This window comes from Hymenobacter sp., assembly GCF_031398885.1.
Taxonomy (GTDB): domain Bacteria; phylum Bacteroidota; class Bacteroidia; order Cytophagales; family Hymenobacteraceae; genus Hymenobacter.
The window spans coordinates 1-19,550 of record NZ_JANNOD010000006.1 but is presented as its reverse complement, the minus strand read 5'-3'; the positions used below and the strand labels follow the sequence as shown (position 1 = coordinate 19,550).

The following is a 19,550-nucleotide window of genomic DNA, read 5'->3' as shown; positions in this document are numbered from 1 at the left end:
GCAAGTGGCCCGACTCCACCAGGCGCACAACTTCCAGCCGGACGGCCATTGAATAAATCTCATATTTCTGGCGCTCCTTGCGCGGCCGATTCTCGTTCATGGAATTCAGAACTAGTGTACAGCTCTGGACGGACGAGACAGCACACCATTCTCGGCGCCAACGGCACCATCGGTCAAGAGCTGGCCCGCCAGCTGCCCACCCTCACCACCGAGCCGCTGCGCTTGGTGAGCCGCCAGCCCAAAAAGGTGAATGCGACCGACGAATTGCTACCCGCCGACCTCACCGACGCGGCCCAAACCGACCGCGCCGTGGCCGGCTCGGCGGTGGTGTACCTGGTGGCGGGCCTGCCCTACAACATTAAAACCTGGCAGGCCGACTGGCCCCGCATTATGACCAACGTGCTCAACGCCTGCGAGCAGCACGGCGCCAAGCTGGTGTTCTTCGACAACGTGTACATGTACGGCGCGGTGGACGGCCCGATGACCGAAGAGACGCCCTTCAACCCCGTGAGCCGCAAAGGCGAGGTGCGCGCGCGCATTGCCCGCCAAGTGCTGGATGCCATGCAGGCCGGGCGGGTACGGGCGCTCATTGCCCGGGCCGCGGACTTCTATGGGCCAAACATCGCCAACTCGGTGCCGAACATGCTCATCCTGGACAACTTGAAAAAAGGTAAGGCCGCCCAGTGGCCCGGCAGCGTCGACCAGCCCCACTCCTTCACCTTCACCCCCGACGCGGGCCGGGCCACGGCCGTGCTCGGCACCACGCCGGCCGCCTTTGGCCAAACCTGGCACCTGCCCACCGCCGCGCCCGCCCTCACGGCCCGGCAGTTTGCGGCGCAGGCCGCCGCCCACTACGGCGTGCCGTCCAAAATCAGCGTCCTGCCCAAGCTCGTGATGCGCGCCGTGGGCCTGTTCCTGGAGCCCGTGCGCGAGTCGGTGGAAATGTTCTACCAGAACGACCGGCCGTATGTATTCGATAGCTCGAAATTTGACCGGCAATTCTTCGCGGCCACGCCCTACGCCGAAGGCATCCGGCAAGCGGCGGTGTAACGCCTGCGGCTCAATGAGGAATGAAGAATGAGCAATGAAGAATTATCAGGGCGACCTTTGTTGTAATTCCTCATTGCTCATTCTTCATTCCTCATTGTAAAATGTACGCCACCCTTCAGCCCGACCTCGCGCAGCAGCTCCAGGAAATTCAGGATGCCGGCCTTTTTAAAAAGGAGCGCATCATCACCTCGCCCCAGGGCGCCGAAATCGAAACCGACGAAGCCGGCGAGGTGCTGAACTTCTGCGCCAACAACTACCTGGGCCTCTCCTCGCACCCCGAGGTCATCGAAGCGGCCAAGGCGGCTATCGACTCGCACGGCTACGGCCTGTCATCGGTGCGCTTCATCTGCGGCACCCAGGACATTCACAAGGAGTTGGAAGCCAAGCTGGCCGAGTTCCTGGGCACGGAGGACACCATTCTCTACGCCGCGGCTTTTGACGCCAACGGCGGGGTGTTCGAGCCGCTGTTCAACGAGCAGGACGCCATTATTTCCGATGCGCTCAACCACGCCAGCATCATCGACGGCGTTCGCCTGTGCAAGGCCCAGCGCTACCGCTACGCCCACAACGACATGGCCGACCTGGAGAAGCAGCTCCAGGCCGCCCAGGCCAAGGGCTCGCGCCACCGCATCATCGTCACCGACGGCTCGTTCAGCATGGACGGCACCATCGCCCGGCTCGACCTCATCTGCGACCTTGCCGACAAATACCAGGCCCTGGTGATGGTGGACGAGTGCCATTCCTCTGGCTTTCTAGGTAAAACCGGCCGCGGCACCCACGAGCTGCGCGGCGTGATGGGCCGCGTCGACATCATCACCGGCACGCTGGGCAAGGCCCTGGGCGGAGCCATGGGCGGCTTCACCTCGGGCCGCAAGGAGATTATCGACATGCTGCGCCAGCGCAGCCGGCCGTATTTGTTTAGCAACACCCTGGCCCCGGCCATCGTGGGCGCCTCGCTCCGCGTGCTGGAGCTGCTCACCGAAAGCACCGCCCTGCGCGACCAGCTTGAAGCAAACACCACCTACTTCCGCGCGCAAATGACCGCCGCCGGCTTCGACATCCGCCCCGGCCAGCACCCCATCGTGCCCGTCATGCTCTACGACGCCAAGCTGGCCCAGGAATTCGCCGCCAAAATGCTGGAAAAAGGCATTTACGTGGTGGGCTTCTACTACCCCGTGGTGCCGCAGGGTCAGGCCCGCATCCGGGTGCAGCTCAGCGCCGCCCACACCCGCGCCCACCTCGATAAAGCCATTGCCGCCTTTATCGAAGTAGGGAAAGAGCTGGGCACGCTGAAAGCCCCAGGCGTGGCCCAGCCAACCGGCGAGCAGGTGGTGACGAACACGCCGTAGTAATCAGTTAAAAGGGAAGAGTTAAAAGTTAAAAAGACCGCCTGACAACTTAGGCGGTCTTTTTAACTTTTAACTCTTCCCTTTTAACTGAATCAAGCCGCCCGGAAACCCGTGGCTTGCCGCACGCTGCGCTCGTTGCCGGTGGCCGGGTCGGCGTAGGAATGGTCGCTCACTTCCACCGACACGCGCTTGCCGATGAGCTGCTGAGTGTCGAGGTCCTGGCCTTCTTCGGGCTTGATGCCCGCGGCCGAGTACAGTTGCAGGATGATGGGGTGGCCGGCCTCGGAGTTGTAGAACCGCTGCGACACGAAGCCGTCCTCGTTTTCCAGGCGGGCGGCGAAGAACGGCACGTGCTGGTGCTCGCTCGTGCCTTCTTCGATGGCGGTGATTTCGACCGTGTGGCGGCCGTCGGGCAGGAAGCCCTTGTCCTGGCCTTTGTCAACGGAAATTTTCATAGCGCTGGGTTGATTGGAGGGTTGAAGCATTTTTACCACCCGCATCCGCTGGGATGGGTGAATACGCGCTAACGGCCCAATCACCGCAGGGTTGCGGCCGACGTGAAGCTCAGGGAGCCCGCCCATCTCCTCACCTCACCGGGCGGGGGCGCCCACGTTGCTCAGGCCGCCTCAGCCCCTACCGGATTGCTGGAGCTGGCGGCCGGACTGCCGGGGCCGCTGCTCAGCAGCCACTCGTTCAGGCGGGTGCGCAGCTCGGCGGTGGAGAGGTTGCGGTGCACTTCGCCGTGGCGCACCAGGCTCATGGCGCCGGTTTCTTCGCTCACCACCAGCACCACGGCGTCGGTGATTTCGCTCAGCCCGATGGCGGCGCGGTGGCGCAGGCCCAGCGAGGCGGGCACGTCGGGGTTTTCGCTCACCGGCAGGATGCAACGGGCGGCCAGCAGCCGGCCGCCGGCCACTATCACGGCGCCGTCGTGCAGGGGACTGGTTTTGTTGAAGATGGACAGCAACAGGCGCTTGCTGACTTCGGCGTCGAGCCGGTCGCCGGATTCGGCGAAGGCACTGAGGTCGGAGGCCTGGGAGAAGCAGATGAGGGCGCCGGTGTACTTGCCCGACAAGCTTTTGGCGGCCTCCACGAAGGGGCTCACCGCCAGCGGGGCCGCGCCGGGCGCCCGCCTCCAGCCCCAGCCGCGCATCCGTTCCAGGGCCGTGGCCTTGCCCACGTTCAGCAGAAACCGCCGGATTTCCTGCTGAAACAGGATGATGCTGGCCAGCACGCCCACGCTCATGAACTGCCCCAAAATCTTGGTGAGCAGCTCCATGCCGGTGGCCTTCACCACCAAGTACAGCAGGTAGAACAAGACGAGGCCCAGCGCCACGTTCAGGGCCACCGAGCCGCGCAGCAGCTTGTAAAGCTGGTAGAGCAGCACCGTGACCAGGAGCACGTCGGCCGCGTCAATCCAGCCGAATTGCAGGAAATTGATGGGGAAGGGGCCGGACATGGGGTAGGTGACTGAAAGGAGGAGACGGGCGGCGGGCAATTAACACAAGGACCCTCCCGGGCCCAGCCGTTGCACCACCCGCCGCGCAAACGCCCTTCCGCTCCCCAAATTACGGCCTTTATTCCCCCGCTGGAAAGGTATTGGCAAATAATTCCACGGTTTGGCGCGCCTCGGCCACGTCGTGGGCCCGCAACAGCCGGGCGCCGCCTTGCAGGGCCACCATGTGCAGGGCCGTAGTGCCGTTGAGGGCCGTTTCGGGGCGGAGGCCCAGGGGGCCGTACACCATCTTCTTGCGCGAGAGGCCCGCCAGAATGGGCCGCCCCAGCGCGTGCAGCTCGGGCAGGCGGCGCAGCAGCTCGTGGCTCTGGGCCGCGGTTTTGGCGAAGCCGAAGCCGGGGTCGAGCAGCACGTCCACGGCGCCGGCAGCGCGCAGGGCGGCCAGGGCGTCGCGGAAGTAGCGCAGCAGCGTGAGCACCAGGTCGTCGTCGTAGTGCGTGAGCTGGGCCATGGTTTGGGGCGTGCCACGCAGGTGCATCAGCACGTAGGGCACGCGCAGGCGGCCCACGACGGCAAACATGGCCGCGTCGAGGGTGCCGCCGGCCACGTCGTTCACCAGGTCGGCCCCGGCGGCCACGGCGGCGGCGGCCACGGCGGCCCGGAACGTATCAGCGGAGAGAAAGGCCTGCGGAAATTCCCGGCGCAGCGCCTCCACGGCGGGCAGCAGCCGGCGGGTTTCCTCTTCCGCGGAAATGTCGTCGGCCCCGGGGCGGGTGCTGTAGGCGCCGAGGTCGAGCACGGCGGCCCCGGCGGTGAGCATGGCCTCGGCCCGGGCCAGCAGGTCGCGCTCGGACGCCACGCGGCTGCCGGCGAAGAACGAGTCGGGCGTGAGGTTGAGGATGCCCATCACCTGCGGCCGGTGCAGGCTCAGCAGGCGGCCGTGGGGCGACAGCAGTGAATGAGTGAATGGATGAATGGATGAGTGAACGGGGAACAGCATGGCGGGCGGGAAGCGGTGCGGCCCACAATATCCGCCCACCCGCCCGAACTTGCATCGGTGGTAGAGGCTGCGCGCCCATTCACCCATTCGCCCATTCACCTATTCGCCCCTTGCAGACTCCCGACCACTACGACCTGCTGCTGGCCCGCTGCCGCGCTCTGTTTCTGGCCAAAACCCACGACTACGGCACGGCCTGGCGCATCCTGCGCCTGCCTTCCGTCACGGACCAGCTTTTTATCAAGGCCAACCGCATCCGCACTATTCAAGAAACCGGCGTGCAGCTCGTGGCCGACGACGTGAACGGGGAGTTCGTGGCCATCGTCAACTACTGCCTCATTGCCCTAATGCAGCTGCACTTGCCGCCCGAAACCCCGCTCGACATGAGCCCCGAAGCCGTGGCCGCCGCCTACGACCACGAAGCCGCCGAAAACCGCCGCCTGCTGCTGGCCAAAAACCACGACTACGGCGAAGCCTGGCGCCAGATGCGCGTATCGAGCATCACGGACCTGATTCTGATGAAGCTGCACCGCGTGAAGCAGCTCGAAGACCTGGGCGGCGCCGCCTGGGTGAGCGAAAGCGTGGAAGGCAGCTACCGCGACATGCTCAACTACGCCGTGTTTGCCCTGATTCTGCGGGGCGAGTGAGGCGCTGGGGCGATGACGAAATAGGGTGATAAAGCAGAAAGAACGCCATGCTGAGCGCCGCCGAAGCATCTCGCTCGCCTCAGTGAACGGGTTGGATTACTGCCGCGGGCGAGACGCTCCGGCAAGCGAATACTCACTAACGATGACGTTCTTTTTACTTCATCGCCCCAATTCAAACTTTGCGTGCGGCCCGCCCGTTTGCCAACGGTTTACTTTGCGTTATGGCCGTCTCCACTTCCGCTCCCGCCGTTGCCCCCGCCCCGCATCCGCTGCGCACGCTCACCCGCGTGTCGTGGTTTTTGCTGGGGGCCTTGTTCATTTTTTCTGGCCTCGTCAAGCTCAACGACCCGGTGGGCACGGCCCTCAAGCTGGAAGAATATTTCGAGGTGTTTGCCGTCGATTTTGGCTCGTTCTTTTTGTATTTCAAGGGCATGGCCCGCGCGCTTTCCATCGTGCTCTGTTCGCTCGAAGTCATTCTGGGCGTGGCCCTGCTTTTGCGCTGGCACCTGCGCAAGACGCTGTGGGTGCTGCTGGGGCTGCTGGTCTTCTTCACGTTCCTGACTTTTTACTCGGCCGCCTTCAACAAGGTGACCGACTGCGGCTGCTTCGGCGACTTCATCAAGCTCACGCCCTGGACGTCGTTTGCCAAAGATGTATTCTTGCTGGGGCTGTGGGCCGTGGTGTTCTTTAACCAGCGGTTTTTGCGCCGCGCTTTTGTGAAGGGCACGCCCGCCATCATGGCCATGACCTTTGCCTCGGCCATTGCCATCGGCATCGGGGTGCGGGCCCTCGGGCACCTGCCGTACTTCGACTTTCTGCCCTACAAAGTGGGCAACAACATCGGCCAGCTCATGAAGCCCGCCGAGCAGGCCCGCTACCGCTACACATTCGAGCGCCGGGGCGAAACCAAGGAGTTCGACGCGTTTCCGACCGATACCACCTGGCGCTACAAGGCAATGACGGTGCTGAACCCCGAGGCGTCGAAACCGCTCATTACCGACTTCGACGTGGCCGACGTCAACGGCAATTCCTACACGGCGGAGCTGCTCAAGGGCATCAAGCTCGTGCTCATCGTGCAAAACACGAACAAGACGGACCGCGACCGGTTCGTGGCCATCAACGCGCTGCTGAACGCGGCCGGCAAGTCCCGCAAGAACATCACGGCCGTCACCATCACCAGCACCAGCCCGGCCAAGTTCGACGCCTTCCGGCACGAAATGAACATCGCCACGCCCTACTACTTCGCCGACGCCACGGTGCTCAAGTCCATGATTCGTTCCAACCCCGGGCTGATGGTGCTCAAGGACGGCGTGGTGCGCGCCAAGTACCACTACCACGACGTGCCCGAGCTGTTCGAGGTGGAAAAAGGCCTCTAGCCCCGCGCCGTGCTCGCCTTCATCCTCCGTCGTTTGGCCCAGGGCCTGCTGGTGCTCGTGGGCGTGGCGTGCACGGTGTTCTTGCTCTTCAACGTGCTGCCCGGCGACCCGGCCGCCCTGCTGGCCGGCCAGCGCACCGACCTGGCCACCAAGGCCGCCATCACCGCCGACCTGGGGCTGGACCAGCCCCTGCCCGCCCGCCTGGCGGGCTACCTCAACGATGCCTCGCCGCTGGGCCTGCACCCGCGGGACTCGGCCGGCCGGGCCCGCTACGGCGGCGTGGCGCTGCTGCCGCTGGGCCCCCGGGCCCTGGTGCTGAAAATGCCCTACCTGCGCCGCTCCTTCCAGAGCAATAAGGACGTGCTGCGCATCCTGCTCGACTATTTCCCCGGCACGCTGTGGCTGGCGCTGGCGGCCATGCTCATCGCCAGCGTGGGCGGCGTGGCCTTTGGGGTGGCGGCGGCCCTGCGGCCGCAGTCGGCGCTCGACCGCGCCCTGGTCACCACCTCGGTGCTGGGTATTTCGGTGCCGTCGTTCGTGGCTGCCATTGCCATTGCCGTCACGTTCGGCTTTTACTGGAGCCCGTGGACGGGCCTGAGCCTGACGGGCCAGCTCTACGAAACGGACCCGTTTACGGGCGAGAGCCACCTGGTGCTGCGCAACCTGCTGCTGCCGGCCGTGGCGCTGGGCATCCGGCCGCTGGCCATTATTACGCAGCTCACCCGCTCCAGCATGTTGGACGTGCTCGGCCAGGACTACATCCGCACGGCCCGGGCCAAGGGGCTGAGCCCGCGGGCCACGGTGCTGCACCACGCCCTGCGCAACGCGCTCAACCCGGTGGTCACGGCCGTGTCGGGCTGGCTGGCCTCGCTCATGGCCGGCGCGTTTTTCATCGAATACATCTTCAACTGGAAAGGCCTGGGCACCGTGACGCTACGGGCCGTCGAAAACCTGGACTTTCCCGTGGTAATGGGCGCCACCCTGTTCGTGGCCGCGTTGTTTGTCGTAATCAATATTGCGGTCGACGTGCTGTACGCCGTGCTCGACCCGCGGGTGAAAATCAGTTGACGCTGCATTACACGCTACGCTGCGCTTAATGAGGAATGAAGAATTCCCGGTCGATAATTCTTCATTCTTCATTCTTCATTCCTCATTCCTCATTAAGCAATTAAGCACCGCGTGAAACTGTACCTCATCGGCATGCCGGGCTCGGGCAAAACCACTTTGGGCCGGGCCCTGGCGGCCCACTTCAACTTGCCTTTTCTGGACCTGGACGCCGAAATCGGGGCCCGTGCTGGTCAGGTCATCCCGGCTATCTTCCTGCAGCACGGCGAGGCGCATTTTCGCCAACTGGAAGCCGATGTGCTGCGCGCGGTGGCGGCCCGGCCGGGGCCGCTGGTACTGGCCACCGGCGGCGGCACGCCCTGCTTCCACGGTAACCTGGCCGTGCTGAACGCCACGGGCTTCACCGCGTGGCTCGACGTGCCGGTGCCGGTGCTGGCCACCCGGCTGGCCGCGGTGGCCGAAACGGCCAGCCGGCCCCTCCTGGCCACCGCCGGCCCTTCCGAAAAGTGGCTGCGTGAAACCCTGGGCGCCCGCGCACAGTTTTATGCGCAGGCCCGCCTGCGCTGCTCCGGGGACGACCTCGCGGCGGCGGCCGTGGCCGCGCAATTGACCGCCGCGGGGTTTGCGGCACCAGCAACCGAATTACCACCGGGCGCGTAGTTTCGTTAATTGATTCGTTTGTACGTCTTATGCAGTCAGTATCCACCGCAGAACCCGTCGTAGCTCCCGCTTCGCCCGCAGCGGGGCGGGGGCGGCCCAAGCACAAGGGCTCGGCCCAGCTGTTTCAGAACCCGGTGCTGGAGCGGCTTTCGCACACGCACATTGCCCTGCCGGTGGGCATTTTTGCCATCACCACCGTCCTGAGCCTGTATTACGGCCTCACCCACGGCTTCATGTCGGGCGCGTCGGCGCTGGGGCTGTTCTTGCTGGGGCTGTTCGGCTTCACGTTCGTGGAGTACGCCGTGCATCGTTACCTGTACCACATTCCGGCCACCACGCCGGGCCGGGCCAAGTTCCAGTACACCCTGCACGGCGTGCACCACGAGTACCCCAAGGACAAAACCCGGCTGGCCATGCCGCCCATCGTCACGGTGTTCGTGTCGTCGCTGTTGTTCTTTATTTTCCGACTCAGCTTCGGCTCCTACGCGTTTGGGCTGCTGGCGGGCTTTACGTTCGGCTACGCCACGTACTTGTTCGTGCACTACGCCATCCACGCGTACTCGCCGCCCAAGAACTTCCTGAAGGTGTGGTGGACCCACCACGCCCAGCACCACTACCGGCAGGACGCCGTGGCCTTCGGCGTATCGAGCACGCTCTGGGACCACCTCATCGGCACCATGCCGGGCAAGCAGCGGAGCGAATAAGTCATTCGCACTGGCGCACTAAAAAAGCGCGACTCCGTTACCGGGGTCGCGCTTTTTTGCCTTGTGGCAGCGCAGCTTGGGTGGTACGGCTAGGTGCGGGGGCCGCGCATTTTATTCACGATGAAAAACACCAGCGCCACCACGATGAACACGGCAATGATGCCGGTGTAGGCACCGGCTTTGAAGATGCCGGCAATGGCATCGCAGCCCGTGAGGGTGGTGGCCAGCGCCAGCAGAAACACAAACAGGGAAAGGCGGGAAGCAGTCATGACGCGAAATGAACTAGGGTGAGGGAAGCGGGCCGCCGCCGGGGCGGCCAGGTAGCCGCTGTTACTGCCGCAGTCAGCAAAAGGTTGGCAATTAACGGTTAGTGGTTAGTGATTAACGGTTAGTGCTTTTTTGAACACCACTAACCGTTAACCACTAACCGTTAATCACTGACCACTACCCAGCCTACCAGTTGCCGCTGGCGCCACCGCCACCGCTGTCGCCGCCCCCAAAACCGCCGAAGCCGCCGCCGCCTCCACCGCCGCCGAAACCACCCCCACCACCGAAGCCCCCGCCGCCGCCACTGCCGCCCAGCAGGGTGCCGAGCAGGAAGGGCGGAAAGAAGCCGCCCCCGCCCACGCCGCGGTTGCCGCGGCCGCCCCCGCCGCCCCGGTTGCGGAGCAGGACGAAGACGAGCACCAGCGCCCCAATTATCAGCCAGAACGGGAAGCCGGAGCCGGTGCGGTCGCGCCGGCCGCGGGGCCGGGCGTCGGCCGGGTCGGCTTGGTATTCGCCTTTGGCCAGGGCAATGAGCTGGTCGGTGGCGCGGTCGAGGCCGGCGTAGTACTGGTTTTGGCGGAAGGCGGGCACCAGCGTATTGCTGATGATGCGCTTGGCGATGGCGTCGGGCACGGCGCCTTCGAGGCCGTAGCCGGTTTGGATGCGGGCGCTTTTTTCCTGCCGGGCCACCAGCACCAGCAGGCCGTTGTTCTTGCCCTTCTGGCCGATGCCCCAGCTCACGTACAGCTTTTGGGCGTAGTCGGCAATCTCGGCGCCGTCGAGGTTGGGCACGGTGACCACGGCGATTTGCGAGGAGGTGCTGTCGTTGTAGGCCACCAGCTTGCGCTCCAGCGCGTCGGCTTCGCCGGGCTGCATGAGGCCGGCCAGGTCGTTGACCAGGCGCGGCGGGCTGGGGCGGGGCGGCAGGCTTTGGGCCCCGGCGCCGAGGGCGGGCAGCAGCCAGAGCAGCGCGAGCAGCAGCGGCCACCACGCCCGCGCCGGGCCGGCCCAGGCGGGCGCGGCGCGGCGAAGTGGCGGCAACGGGCGGGCGTCAGCCCCGGATGTTCTCATGCGTTGGGCGACGGCTGGGGGCCGCCGAAAGAAATGGTGTCGTCCAGCTCGTTGCGGTCGGTGGTCTTGTCGTAGGGAAAGTAGCGTTGGAGCTGCTCGCCCACCATGCGGATGCCGCGCTCCAGGCCCAGGACGTAGTTTTCGGTGCGGAACTGCTCCAGCACGGCTTCCTTGGTGGTTTCCCAGAAGTCGTCGGGCACGGCCGCGTTGATGGCCGAGTCGCCGATGACGGCAAACTTGCGGCTCTGCCAGGCCAGGTAAAACAGCACGCCGTTGCGGGCGGCGGTCCGGTGCATACCCAGCTCGCCGAACACCTGCGCGGCCCGGTCGAGGGGTTCGGGCGTGGGGCAGGTGTCTTCGAGGTGCACCCGGATTTCGCCCGACGTCGTGACCTCGGCCTGGCGGATGGCCGCCACCAGGGCCGCATCCTGGGCGGGAGTGAGGGGGGATTTCATTGTTTCAATGAGGAATGAGGAATGAAGAATGAGGAATTGGGAACGGCCAACCAGGGCCAATTCTTCATTCCTCATTCTTCATTCCTCATTGAAATCAAAATTGAACGGTCGGCGCTTTGCTGGCGGCGGGGTCGGCCTCGAAGAAGGGCTTGGGGGGGAAGCCGAACATGCCCGCGAACAGGTTGTTGGGGAAGGTGCGGGTGAAGGTGTTGTAGTCCTGGGTGACGGCGTTGAACTTGTTGCGCTCCACGTTGATGCGGTTTTCGGTGCCTTCAATCTGGGCCTGCAGCTCCTGGAAGTTGGCGTTGGCCTTCAGGTCGGGGTAGTTTTCGGACACGGCCAGCAGGCGGCCCAGGCCGGCCGACATCTGGCTTTGGGCGGCCTGGAACTTCTGGATGTTTTCGGGGGTGAGGTCGTTGGGGTTGAGCTGCACGCTGGTGGCCTTGGCGCGGGCCTCGATGACGGCGGTGAGGGTGCCCTGCTCGAACTTGGCGGCGCCCTTCACGGTGTTGACCAGGTTGCCGATGAGGTCGTTGCGGCGCTGGTAAGAGCTTTGCACGTTGCCGGCCTGGGCCTTCACGGCCTGGTCGCGCGTCACCATGCCGTTGTAGCCGCACGAGGACTGGGTGAGCAACAGGGCCAGGCCCGCGAAATAAAGGAGAAAGCGTTTCATCTTTTTGAATGGGGAATGGAGAATGAGGAATGAAGAATGCCGACCGAAACCTTGGGTGAGGTTAGTGGTTGGCCTCCGCACGGCGAAAGGTACGCAAAGGGGCTCCGGCGGTTGTGCCTACTGCAAAAAGCCGTAACTAGCGCCCCGGACGCCTTCGTTGGTAATTCCTCATTCTTCATTCCTCATTCTTCATTCGAAGCAATGAAAGTCGTTATTCCCGTCGCCGGCATTGGCTCGCGCCTGCGCCCGCACACCCACACCCAGCCCAAAAGCCTGGTGCCGGTGGCCGGCAACACCATCCTGGGCCACATCATCGACCGCCTGACGGCGGCCGGGCTCACCGAGTTTGTGTTCATCGTGGGCTACCTGGGCGATAAAATCGTGCGCTACGTGCGCCGCACCTACCCCGACCTGCAGGCCACCTTCGTGGTGCAGGAGCCCCGCGAGGGCCTGGGCCACGCCCTGTGGCTGGCCCGCGAGGAGTTTCGCCACGAGCCCGACGGCGTGCTCATCCTGCTCGGCGACACGATAGTGGACGTGGACCTGCCGGCCCTGCTGGCCACGCCCGGCTCGGTGCTGGCCGTGAAGGAGGTGAAGACGCCCAGCATGTTCGGGCTGGTGGAAACCGGCGCCGGGGGCCGGGTGAGCAAGGTGGTGGAGAAGCCCAACATTCCGAAGTCGAACTTTGCCATGGTGGGCCTCTACAAGCTGGCCTACCCCGAGCAGCTGGCCCGGGCCCTGGAGTGGCTGCACGACGCCGACGTGCGCACCCACGGCGAGCTGCAGCTCACCGACGCGCTCATGCACCTCATCGAGGAAGGCGAGGTGATGACGACCTGCCCGGTGGACAACTGGTTCGACTGCGGGCGCAAGGACACGCTGCTCGAAGCCAACGCCCGCCTGCTCAACACGGCCGAGTTTCTGGAGCCGCGCGACTACTCCGAGTTCCCGGACGCGGTGATTATTCCGCCGGTGAGCATCGGGCGGGGCTGCCAGATTTCGCACTCCATCATCGGCCCCAACGTGGCCATCGGCGACAAGACCATCATCAAAAACTGCATCCTGAGCGACTCCATCATCGGCAGCTACTCGGAGCTGCGATCGGCGGTGATGCACGACTGCATCGTGGGCTCGGACGCCTCGTTCCGGGGCATGAACCACTCGCTGAATATCGGGGATAACACGGAGATTGACTATAGTTAAGGGCGGGGCAACCTCACCCCCGGCCCCTCTCCTGCGGAGAGGGGAGCCTGACGACTTGGGGCGGGGCGGCGGAAACCGCTCCTGCTGGCGCTAGAAAGGCGTCTGTTGGGAAGCGTCGGCGAGTTCCTAGGTAACGCCTGCGCGCGTCCTCGGCGCGGCGACGCGCCCGGGGTGATTGGAAACGTCGGGCTCGGGGGCAGCGCGGCTGAGACGCGCGCCGACGGGGAAAGGAGGAGCCGGCAATGGCGTAGGCAAACCCGTATTTGGCTTAGTCAGGCTAAAAATCACGGGTGTTCGACTCGAAATCATCTTAATCCGACTGTAAATCGTCTAATCCCGGGTTGCGTTTGGATTGGCCTGGATAGAAATCGTACAAGTCGGGATGGGAATCGTCTGGTCGGGCTTAGCAACTGCGCAAGGCTGGAACGGAATCGCACAAATCGGGCACGGATTTACAATATCCGGCGCGTCAAAAGGGCTCTGGTGCGTCTGAAATGGCCTTTAAGTGGTGAAGCGGAGGGGCTGCACCGGGCCCATTACGGCCGCTGCGCAGGCCGCCGCGAGCCGCGGGTGCTGGCTGCGGCTGGGTAGCGGTGGTCGAACCAGGCACCAGCCCGCAGGAACCCCAGCGGCCGCCACCCCGGCCGCCCGGCCAAGCATTAGCGAAAAGATATAGCTGAGGATACGGACTGTTGAGGTTTTTCGTTCACCTTTGCAGAACAACATTTCTCTCATTCTTAACCCTTTTACCGCATGGACAAGCAGCAAACGGCCCGTTGGAACCGCCAACTCAAACTCAAGCAGGTGCGCCAGGACCACGCGACCGTCCCGGTGCCGGGCCTGGTGACGCGCGCCTTTGCCCGCCACGACGCGCTGCTGACGGCTGCCGACGACCTCATGGCCGCGCCCGCCGGCCGCTCGGAGGGGGCCACGCTCAAAAAGAGCACCGAAGAGCGCAACCTCATTGCCGTGGTGGTGCCCATCGCCAACGCCCTGCACCTGCTCTACCTCGAAGCCCAGGACGAGGAGAAAGCCTACGCCCTGCGCCGGAACAAGTCCGACTACCAGTCGCTGCCCGGCCCCCTGGTGCTGGCCGAAGCCCGCAACGTGGCCGCGCACGCCCGCGCCAACGCCAAAGCCCTGGCCGCCGAGGCCGAGCTTGACAAGGCCGACCTCGACGAGCTCGACCAGGCCACCGCGGCCTTCAGCGCCCTGCTCACGGCCCCCAAGGTGGCGCGCGAAACCGGCAAAGCCTCCAACTCCGCCCTCGACGCCGCCCTGCGCGCCGCCGACGCGCACGTGAAGCAAACCCTGGCCCCGGCCATCGAGACGCTCAAGCGCAAGCAGCCCGCCTTCTACGCCGCCCTGCGCGAAGCCCTGCGCATCGACGACGCCCCCGGTGCCCGCGCCGAGGCGCCCGAACCGCCCACGCCCACCGACCCGACCGCCTAAGCGCGGCGGGTAGAAGCAAGAAGAAGCCCCGGCGGCGTGAGCGGCCGGGGCTTCGTTTTTGGGTAAAGGCAGCCTGGCCGATGCCCAACACATTGCCCTGGCCTCGGTGAACCGCTTGGACGTGGTGGTGAGTTGGAACTTCAAGCACATCGTCAACCTGGACCGGATTCGGTTTTTTCACGCCATCAACTTGCAAAACGGTTACCCGCCAGTGGACATCCGCTCACCCTTAGAATTCACCGAAGCATGAACATCGACCGCACCCCCATCCCCGGCTTCAAGGCCGTGGCCTTCTTCCGGCAGGTGAAAGAGGAGCTTTCGCGCGAGATGGCCGGCAAGACGTTTGCCGAGCGCCAGGCCTTGCTCCGGCCCTACCGCACCCCGAATGCGCCGGACCAGGCCGCCGAGCCTGCGCCAGCCGCCGACAGAACCTGAGAAACTAGAGTACCAGCGGCCTGGCGTGCCCCTGGCGGCCGCCTGGCAGGCAATGAAGAAGCCCCGGCCGCACCAGCAGCCGAGGCTTCTTTAGATTTCTACCGGGCAACTTTTTACTTTTCTAAACAGTTTATAATAGTTGTACAAAATTGTACAGTTTATTATATTTGCCAAAAATATTGGCACAATCATCATGGAAGACCCTAAAAAAACCAGCATGGATAACTCATCCGCGTTGATGGATGAAGTGCTGAAACTGCTAGTGACAACAGATTCACCGTCGTTAGCTTCTTTAATTGAAAGCCGCCGAAATGAATTAGGCCTGTCTACGAAAGGAGCAAGCGAGGTATTAGGTATTCCTCGCTCATCTTACGACAGGCTCATCACGGGCGCTTTGCAGAAACCCGATGTTTTGACCGCCCTCAAACTAGCACACTTCTTAGATGTAAGCGTTGAGGAAGTCATTAAAATGTTTGCCGCTTCTGTGATGCCGACTGATGATTTCAAATCGGTAGAGCGGGTAAAAGAAGCATCTTTCATTATCAAGAATTTTGATGTTGCCCGCCTCCGTAAAATTGGCTTTATTGAATCTATTGACTATGGGCACATAAGCGCCCGTATTATTCAATACTTCGGACTGAACTCGTTGTATGAATATGGTACAGAGTCGGCAGCAGTGTTATTCAGTCGGGCGAAGACGAATGTGGAGGATAAAATGATGTCCTTCTGGATTATGTCTGCCTACAAGCAATTCAAAAGAATTGACAATCCCAACCCTTTCGATTCAGACAGGGTGGAAAAACTGTCAACTCAAATACAACAGTTTACTCGCAAAGAGAAAACTGGGCTGCTTACAGTAATGCGGGCACTATATAATGCTGGGGTTACAGTTATCACACAGAAATCCTTGCCGAACACCTCTGTACAGGGAGGAACATTCATTGTGAACAAAAAGCCCTGTATTGTCATCACTGACCACTTTAAATCCTATCCATTGCTATGGCTTACCCTATTGCATGAGTTAGGTCATGTGATTTTCCACTTGGATAAATTGGCAGTCCTCAAATATCATATTACTGATGGCATTGAAGACTTGATGTTGATGGAGCCACAAGCAGACCGGTTTGCCCGGCAAATGCTTCTGCCTACTCGCAAATTCGAGTACATCAAGAACTACATCAACATTGAATCTTTTGTCGCCTCCTACGCCGAGCAGAATGGCATCCACTCATCAATTATTTATTACATGCATGCTAAGGAACTCAGTGACCAAAACGACAAAACTGGTTTTCAGTATTACAACCGTTTTTTGACTAAGTCAGATGTTTGCTCTGACCAACTTCACAAGGCCCCTTGGATAAATAATTCCCTTCTAGTAGAAGAAGCTGATAAAGTCAAAGAACTTTTAGCAACTAACTCCCAATCATCCAACTAACACATTGCATGAAGAATAACGAAGATTTTCCAGGCTCTGAGGAGTCTGATAAGGACGAGTTCAAGGGCGCGCCTAGAAGGGAGGGTGACGAACAGGAGCAGGATTTCATGGATAGGCTTAAGCGTCTGTCGGATGAGGCGGAGGCCAATGCAGAGGGCAAGGGAAAGCAATCAAGTTTCGACTTTGAAGAGAACGGGACCGAAGACGAGCCATTCAAGCCTGAATTTGCTGGAGACCTGCAAAATCCAAAAGAATCGTACGACTTGTTCTACACCATTCGCAGATTGTTGATGAAGTCATTACCTGCTGGTCCAGACAATCAAAAGCTGCGGCAGATGGTATATGATGAGAAAAATTTATTTCTACGTCAGGGAGTAGACAGGCCAACTGATGGTAGCAAGGTTGGAGCTGACAGTCGCCAGTCCCTTTTGTCCTTCTTACGCGAATCTTTTACTGTCACCCAAGACTGGGCTAATCATAATGGAACTGCTTATGACATTTTCCTCAGTTATTACGAGCTGAACAAAAAAATGCGGTTTCGCTAACATCTCATTTTCAGCAGAAAAGCCTTGCTAATTTGAGTGGGCAAGGCTTTCCTATTTCAACGGTTGTCATGAAGTGCGAGAAACTTGCTGCTGCGCCAGATTCTCCACCTCCGGCCACCACTCCCGCCGCTCCGGCAACCGCAGCTCTTGCCCCTCGAAGCGGCGCACGCCGTAGTCGACGCCGCTGGGCTCGCCGAAGCCTTCGGCCACGCGCACGCAGTAGTCGGCGTCAATCCAGAACAGGTGGCGGTCGAAGGCGCGGTGCAGATTGGGGCACAAGGCCCTTTTTTGATGGGGGCGTGGGTGCCGCACCAGCGTGTGGCCGACCTTCGCTGTAGCAGTTGTCGTAAGGATGGGCGGTGATTACTTTGCCCAATGCGATTCCACTATACAAGGCCTTGCGCCGCGCTACAACCCTACGTCCACTGCTTTTGGGAGTTGGATTCAGAAGGTGCCCACACCGGCACGGATACCCTGTTTCCGAAAGGCCAACTGGAATGGGTCTTCAACCTAGGGACGGCCACGCTGGTTTCGGTGTTGGACGGCCAGCCGGTTGTTACGCCGCGCACCGAGCTGCTGGGCCAGCTCACCAAAGCCTGCTCGGTTCACGTTGAGGGGCGCAATATATTGCTCGGCGTACGCTTCCAGCCCCACACAGCCGGCTTGTTCCTGCGCAGTTCGGTGGCATCACTGAACGACACTGCCACGGACCTGGCCGACGTATTCGGCGCGGACATGCCGCGCTTGCAAGAGCAGTTGCTGGCTGCTCCTTCCGAAGCCGCCCGGCTCGGCCACCTGGAACGCTTCCTGCTGCGGGCGCTGCGTTCCCAGCCGAACACGCGGGCCTTTCGCGTGGTAGATTTTGCCCTGCAACGACTGCTCGCCCATCCCCAGGGCCCAAGTCTGCTAGAGGTAGCGCGCCAATGCGGCATCAGCACCCGATATCTGCATCAGCTTTTTCTCGCGTTTGTGGGGATGTCTCCCACGCAGTTTTTAAAAATCATTCGCTTGCAGCGCAGTCTCGCCTGCTTGCACCGGTCCCCGGATTCGTTGACCGGCGTGGCCTACGCCAGCGGCTATTTCGATCAATCGCACTTCATCCGGGATTTCAAATCATTCACCGGACTGACGCCCTCCCAGTACGTGCCCGCAGACTTCCTGCTGAACGGGCCCGTGGGATAAAACAGGGGCTGTTCCGATTCATACAATTTCGCTGACTGGTTGCGCAAGTGCTTTGCAGGGTTTCTAACCCATTCAACACGGCGCACGTCATGAAAAAGAATCAGCTGCTCTTCCTACTTTCCCTGCTGGCCGGGGCTTGTTCCTCCAACAATACAACCCCAGTCAACAACCAGCTTGCCACGCCTGTAGGCGTTGAAGAGGCGATTGCGACGAGCAACCGCATGTACTGGCAAGCATTCACAACCGGCGACTCCACGTTGTTCACCGAGCGCTACGCTGCCGACGCGTGCATTATGCCGGCCGATGCGTCGGCCCTGTGCGGTCCGGATGCCGCGCCGGCCTTCTTTCGAGTCGCCTATCGACAAATGGGAATTCGCGGGGGACACTTCACCACCCAGGGAGTGTGGGGCAGCGGCGACTATGCCACCGAGCAGGGGCTGTTTGAATTGCGCAACGCCCACCAAACGATACTGGGCAGGGGCAAATATTTGGTGCTCTGGAAAAAGACGGCGGCAGGCTGGAAGATGTTCCGCGACTCGTTTAGCCCCGACCACCCTGCCCCGCCGGCTACCGAGCCGGCGCGCTAGGATTGGCGCTTGACCGTAGCTTGTGCCATCTGCCCCCCCGAGTTGAAAGCTGCACTTGAACCACTCGTCGGGTGGCAGGGGCAAGTCCGGGGCCTGCCTATTGGCCTGCTTCTCCGCCGCCTGCGCGTCTTCAGGTGCTGCCACGTTTTGCGCCGCCAAATCCTCCCCTTTCGGCCACCATGCCCGCCGCGGCGGGCCGCCGCACTGCGCGGGGTTACTTGGCCGAGGCTGGTTCTTGCAGGGCTGCGGTTGCGGCATCGAGCCGCCGCACCAGTTCCTCGTTGCTGGGGAAGAAGGGGAAGCTCGGCGGGGAACGTATCGGTGAGGACGGGATTTAGTATGCCACGATAGGCAGTTGGGACACGGCCCCTCCCTCAACCGGCGAGGGAAGCGCCCGGATGGCTCGTCCTTCTAAACTGCGCTTTGCCCCAGCTACCCCAGCCGCGCCAGCAGCTCGTACAGCGGCTGGTTGACGTAGTAGTTGGCCTTGCCCAGCTTGTGTTTCTGCAACATTCCGCCGGGCTGGGAGAGTTGGTTGAGGTAGGTGCCGGCGGTGAGGCGGCTCACCTGTAGCTCCTGCTGCACGAACTCGATGCGGGTGTAGGGGTAGCGAAACAAGTGGTTGAGCAAGTCCTGGCTGTAGAAGCGGTAGCCGCGCAGCTGCTCCCGCGCCTGCTGCATCAGCTGCCGCATGACCTGGACAAGGGCAATGGTTTCGCGGGCGGTTTGCTCGACGCCCGTGATGAGGTAAAGCAGCCAGGGCTCCCAGGCTCCCGTGTCGCGCACTTGTTGTAAGTGGCGGGGTGGTGGTCTAATTCAGGATGATGCTGCGATTATGGTTGTCGATGACGATTTTGATGCGGGCGGTGTGCATTTTCAAGCATTTGCTGAACGAGCAACTTTTGCGCACCAGCACGCCGCTGCGCTGGCGCAAGGAACAA

At 62.2% G+C, this 19,550-nt stretch carries 24 protein-coding genes; 15 read left to right on the top strand and 9 right to left on the bottom strand.

Going from position 1 to position 19,550, the window contains the following annotated elements; all coding sequences use genetic code 11:
• The first annotated feature begins 114 nt into the window (after positions 1-114).
• Both RMO51_RS00920 and kbl read left to right on the top strand, forming a co-directional pair.
• Positions 115-1,050, top strand: coding sequence for an NAD-dependent epimerase/dehydratase family protein (locus RMO51_RS00920; RefSeq protein WP_310391179.1), 936 nt, complete (start codon positions 115-117; stop codon positions 1,048-1,050).
• A 101-nt stretch (positions 1,051-1,151) separates the two neighbouring features.
• Complete coding sequence (gene kbl, locus RMO51_RS00915) at positions 1,152-2,399, top strand: glycine C-acetyltransferase (protein WP_310391177.1); 1,248 nt, start codon at positions 1,152-1,154, stop codon at positions 2,397-2,399.
• A gap of 92 nt (positions 2,400-2,491) precedes the next feature.
• On the opposite strand, the gene RMO51_RS00910 is transcribed toward kbl, so the two are convergent.
• The 3 genes from RMO51_RS00910 to folP all read right to left on the bottom strand — a co-directional run bounded on the left by RMO51_RS00910 (position 2,492) and on the right by folP (position 4,855).
• A complete protein-coding gene (locus tag RMO51_RS00910) occupies positions 2,492-2,854 on the bottom strand; it encodes a hypothetical protein (protein ID WP_310391176.1) in 363 nt (120 codons plus the stop codon).
• A 161-nt stretch (positions 2,855-3,015) separates the two neighbouring features.
• Entirely contained in the window at positions 3,016-3,858 is an 843-nt protein-coding gene (cdaA, locus tag RMO51_RS00905) for a diadenylate cyclase CdaA (RefSeq protein ID WP_310391175.1), read from the bottom strand.
• A 118-nt stretch (positions 3,859-3,976) separates the two neighbouring features.
• On the bottom strand, positions 3,977-4,855 hold the full coding sequence (gene folP, locus RMO51_RS00900; protein WP_310391173.1) for a dihydropteroate synthase: 879 nt from the start codon (positions 4,853-4,855) through the stop codon (positions 3,977-3,979).
• 110 nt (positions 4,856-4,965) lie between these two features.
• On the opposite strand from folP, the gene RMO51_RS00895 reads away from it, so the two are divergent.
• The 5 genes from RMO51_RS00895 to RMO51_RS00875 all read left to right on the top strand — a co-directional run bounded on the left by RMO51_RS00895 (position 4,966) and on the right by RMO51_RS00875 (position 9,304).
• On the top strand, positions 4,966-5,499 hold the full coding sequence (locus RMO51_RS00895; protein WP_310391171.1) for a DUF1599 domain-containing protein: 534 nt from the start codon (positions 4,966-4,968) through the stop codon (positions 5,497-5,499).
• A gap of 221 nt (positions 5,500-5,720) precedes the next feature.
• Positions 5,721-6,875: a BT_3928 family protein gene (locus RMO51_RS00890; protein ID WP_310391170.1), complete on the top strand. Its 1,155-nt coding sequence runs from the start codon at positions 5,721-5,723 to the stop codon at positions 6,873-6,875.
• A gap of 9 nt (positions 6,876-6,884) precedes the next feature.
• The gene (locus RMO51_RS00885; protein WP_310391168.1) at positions 6,885-7,943 is read left to right on the top strand and encodes an ABC transporter permease; all 1,059 of its coding nucleotides are present in this window, start codon (positions 6,885-6,887) and stop codon (positions 7,941-7,943) included.
• Between the two features lie 111 nt (positions 7,944-8,054).
• The gene (locus tag RMO51_RS00880; RefSeq protein WP_310391167.1) at positions 8,055-8,600 is read left to right on the top strand and encodes a shikimate kinase; all 546 of its coding nucleotides are present in this window, start codon (positions 8,055-8,057) and stop codon (positions 8,598-8,600) included.
• 29 nt (positions 8,601-8,629) lie between these two features.
• The gene (locus RMO51_RS00875) at positions 8,630-9,304 is read left to right on the top strand and encodes a sterol desaturase family protein (protein WP_310391166.1); all 675 of its coding nucleotides are present in this window, start codon (positions 8,630-8,632) and stop codon (positions 9,302-9,304) included.
• Between the two features lie 89 nt (positions 9,305-9,393).
• On the opposite strand, the gene RMO51_RS00870 is transcribed toward RMO51_RS00875, so the two are convergent.
• From RMO51_RS00870 to RMO51_RS00855, 4 genes are all read right to left on the bottom strand, one after another.
• Positions 9,394-9,573: a hypothetical protein gene (locus RMO51_RS00870; RefSeq protein ID WP_310391165.1), complete on the bottom strand. Its 180-nt coding sequence runs from the start codon at positions 9,571-9,573 to the stop codon at positions 9,394-9,396.
• A 184-nt stretch (positions 9,574-9,757) separates the two neighbouring features.
• Positions 9,758-10,612: a TPM domain-containing protein gene (locus RMO51_RS00865; protein WP_310391163.1), complete on the bottom strand. Its 855-nt coding sequence runs from the start codon at positions 10,610-10,612 to the stop codon at positions 9,758-9,760.
• A gap of 26 nt (positions 10,613-10,638) precedes the next feature.
• Entirely contained in the window at positions 10,639-11,097 is a 459-nt protein-coding gene (locus tag RMO51_RS00860) for a TPM domain-containing protein (RefSeq protein WP_310391161.1), read from the bottom strand.
• A gap of 94 nt (positions 11,098-11,191) precedes the next feature.
• Complete coding sequence (locus RMO51_RS00855) at positions 11,192-11,770, bottom strand: LemA family protein (protein ID WP_310391159.1); 579 nt, start codon at positions 11,768-11,770, stop codon at positions 11,192-11,194.
• A 201-nt stretch (positions 11,771-11,971) separates the two neighbouring features.
• Here RMO51_RS00855 and RMO51_RS00850 point away from each other — a divergent pair, with 201 nt between their 5' ends.
• The 6 genes from RMO51_RS00850 to RMO51_RS00825 all read left to right on the top strand — a co-directional run bounded on the left by RMO51_RS00850 (position 11,972) and on the right by RMO51_RS00825 (position 16,840).
• A complete protein-coding gene (locus RMO51_RS00850) occupies positions 11,972-12,973 on the top strand; it encodes a sugar phosphate nucleotidyltransferase (protein ID WP_310391157.1) in 1,002 nt (333 codons plus the stop codon).
• Positions 12,974-13,726: 753 nt separating this feature from the next.
• Entirely contained in the window at positions 13,727-14,425 is a 699-nt protein-coding gene (locus tag RMO51_RS00845) for a hypothetical protein (RefSeq protein WP_310391156.1), read from the top strand.
• Positions 14,426-14,483: 58 nt separating this feature from the next.
• Positions 14,484-14,675 (top strand): hypothetical protein, encoded by a 192-nt coding sequence (locus tag RMO51_RS00840; protein ID WP_310391154.1) that lies wholly within the window; start codon positions 14,484-14,486, stop codon positions 14,673-14,675.
• Positions 14,672-14,860, top strand: coding sequence for a hypothetical protein (locus RMO51_RS00835; RefSeq protein WP_310391153.1), 189 nt, complete (start codon positions 14,672-14,674; stop codon positions 14,858-14,860). The genes RMO51_RS00840 and RMO51_RS00835 overlap by 4 nt, the downstream gene beginning before the upstream one ends.
• A 193-nt stretch (positions 14,861-15,053) precedes the next feature.
• A complete protein-coding gene (locus RMO51_RS00830) occupies positions 15,054-16,295 on the top strand; it encodes an XRE family transcriptional regulator (RefSeq protein ID WP_310391151.1) in 1,242 nt (413 codons plus the stop codon).
• A gap of 8 nt (positions 16,296-16,303) precedes the next feature.
• Positions 16,304-16,840, top strand: coding sequence for a hypothetical protein (locus RMO51_RS00825; protein WP_310391150.1), 537 nt, complete (start codon positions 16,304-16,306; stop codon positions 16,838-16,840).
• Positions 16,841-16,906: 66 nt separating this feature from the next.
• Here RMO51_RS00825 and RMO51_RS00820 read toward each other — a convergent pair whose 3' ends face one another.
• Positions 16,907-17,119 (bottom strand): hypothetical protein, encoded by a 213-nt coding sequence (locus RMO51_RS00820; RefSeq protein WP_310391148.1) that lies wholly within the window; start codon positions 17,117-17,119, stop codon positions 16,907-16,909.
• A 96-nt stretch (positions 17,120-17,215) separates the two neighbouring features.
• On the opposite strand from RMO51_RS00820, the gene RMO51_RS00815 reads away from it, so the two are divergent.
• Positions 17,216-18,022, top strand: coding sequence for an AraC family transcriptional regulator (locus RMO51_RS00815; RefSeq protein ID WP_310391147.1), 807 nt, complete (start codon positions 17,216-17,218; stop codon positions 18,020-18,022).
• Between the two features lie 89 nt (positions 18,023-18,111).
• Positions 18,112-18,609: a DUF4440 domain-containing protein gene (locus RMO51_RS00810; RefSeq protein ID WP_310391145.1), complete on the top strand. Its 498-nt coding sequence runs from the start codon at positions 18,112-18,114 to the stop codon at positions 18,607-18,609.
• A 432-nt stretch (positions 18,610-19,041) separates the two neighbouring features.
• On the opposite strand, the gene RMO51_RS00805 is transcribed toward RMO51_RS00810, so the two are convergent.
• Positions 19,042-19,395 carry a hypothetical protein gene (locus RMO51_RS00805; RefSeq protein ID WP_310391143.1) on the bottom strand — a complete coding sequence of 118 codons (354 nt, stop codon included), beginning with the start codon at positions 19,393-19,395 and terminating at the stop codon, positions 19,042-19,044.
• Positions 19,396-19,550: the final 155 nt, after the last annotated feature.

Excerpts from the sequence above, each read along its gene's own strand:
- RMO51_RS00910 (WP_310391176.1), bottom strand. The coding sequence starts at position 2,854 with ATGAAAATTTCCGTTGACAAAGGCCAGGACAAGGGCTTCCTGCCCGAC.
- RMO51_RS00815 (WP_310391147.1), top strand. The coding sequence starts at position 17,216 with ATGCGATTCCACTATACAAGGCCTTGCGCCGCGCTACAACCCTACGTC.
- RMO51_RS00830 (WP_310391151.1), top strand. The coding sequence starts at position 15,054 with ATGGAAGACCCTAAAAAAACCAGCATGGATAACTCATCCGCGTTGATG.
- RMO51_RS00850 (WP_310391157.1), top strand. The coding sequence starts at position 11,972 with ATGAAAGTCGTTATTCCCGTCGCCGGCATTGGCTCGCGCCTGCGCCCG.
- cdaA (WP_310391175.1), bottom strand. The coding sequence starts at position 3,858 with ATGTCCGGCCCCTTCCCCATCAATTTCCTGCAATTCGGCTGGATTGAC.
- RMO51_RS00875 (WP_310391166.1), top strand. The coding sequence starts at position 8,630 with ATGCAGTCAGTATCCACCGCAGAACCCGTCGTAGCTCCCGCTTCGCCC.
- RMO51_RS00825 (WP_310391150.1), top strand. The coding sequence starts at position 16,304 with ATGAAGAATAACGAAGATTTTCCAGGCTCTGAGGAGTCTGATAAGGAC.
- RMO51_RS00835 (WP_310391153.1), top strand. The coding sequence starts at position 14,672 with ATGAACATCGACCGCACCCCCATCCCCGGCTTCAAGGCCGTGGCCTTC.
- kbl (WP_310391177.1), top strand. The coding sequence starts at position 1,152 with ATGTACGCCACCCTTCAGCCCGACCTCGCGCAGCAGCTCCAGGAAATT.
- folP (WP_310391173.1), bottom strand. The coding sequence starts at position 4,855 with ATGCTGTTCCCCGTTCACTCATCCATTCATCCATTCACTCATTCACTG.
- RMO51_RS00855 (WP_310391159.1), bottom strand. The coding sequence starts at position 11,770 with ATGAAACGCTTTCTCCTTTATTTCGCGGGCCTGGCCCTGTTGCTCACC.
- RMO51_RS00890 (WP_310391170.1), top strand. The coding sequence starts at position 5,721 with ATGGCCGTCTCCACTTCCGCTCCCGCCGTTGCCCCCGCCCCGCATCCG.
- RMO51_RS00860 (WP_310391161.1), bottom strand. The coding sequence starts at position 11,097 with ATGAAATCCCCCCTCACTCCCGCCCAGGATGCGGCCCTGGTGGCGGCC.
- RMO51_RS00870 (WP_310391165.1), bottom strand. The coding sequence starts at position 9,573 with ATGACTGCTTCCCGCCTTTCCCTGTTTGTGTTTCTGCTGGCGCTGGCC.
- RMO51_RS00810 (WP_310391145.1), top strand. The coding sequence starts at position 18,112 with ATGAAAAAGAATCAGCTGCTCTTCCTACTTTCCCTGCTGGCCGGGGCT.
- RMO51_RS00845 (WP_310391156.1), top strand. The coding sequence starts at position 13,727 with ATGGACAAGCAGCAAACGGCCCGTTGGAACCGCCAACTCAAACTCAAG.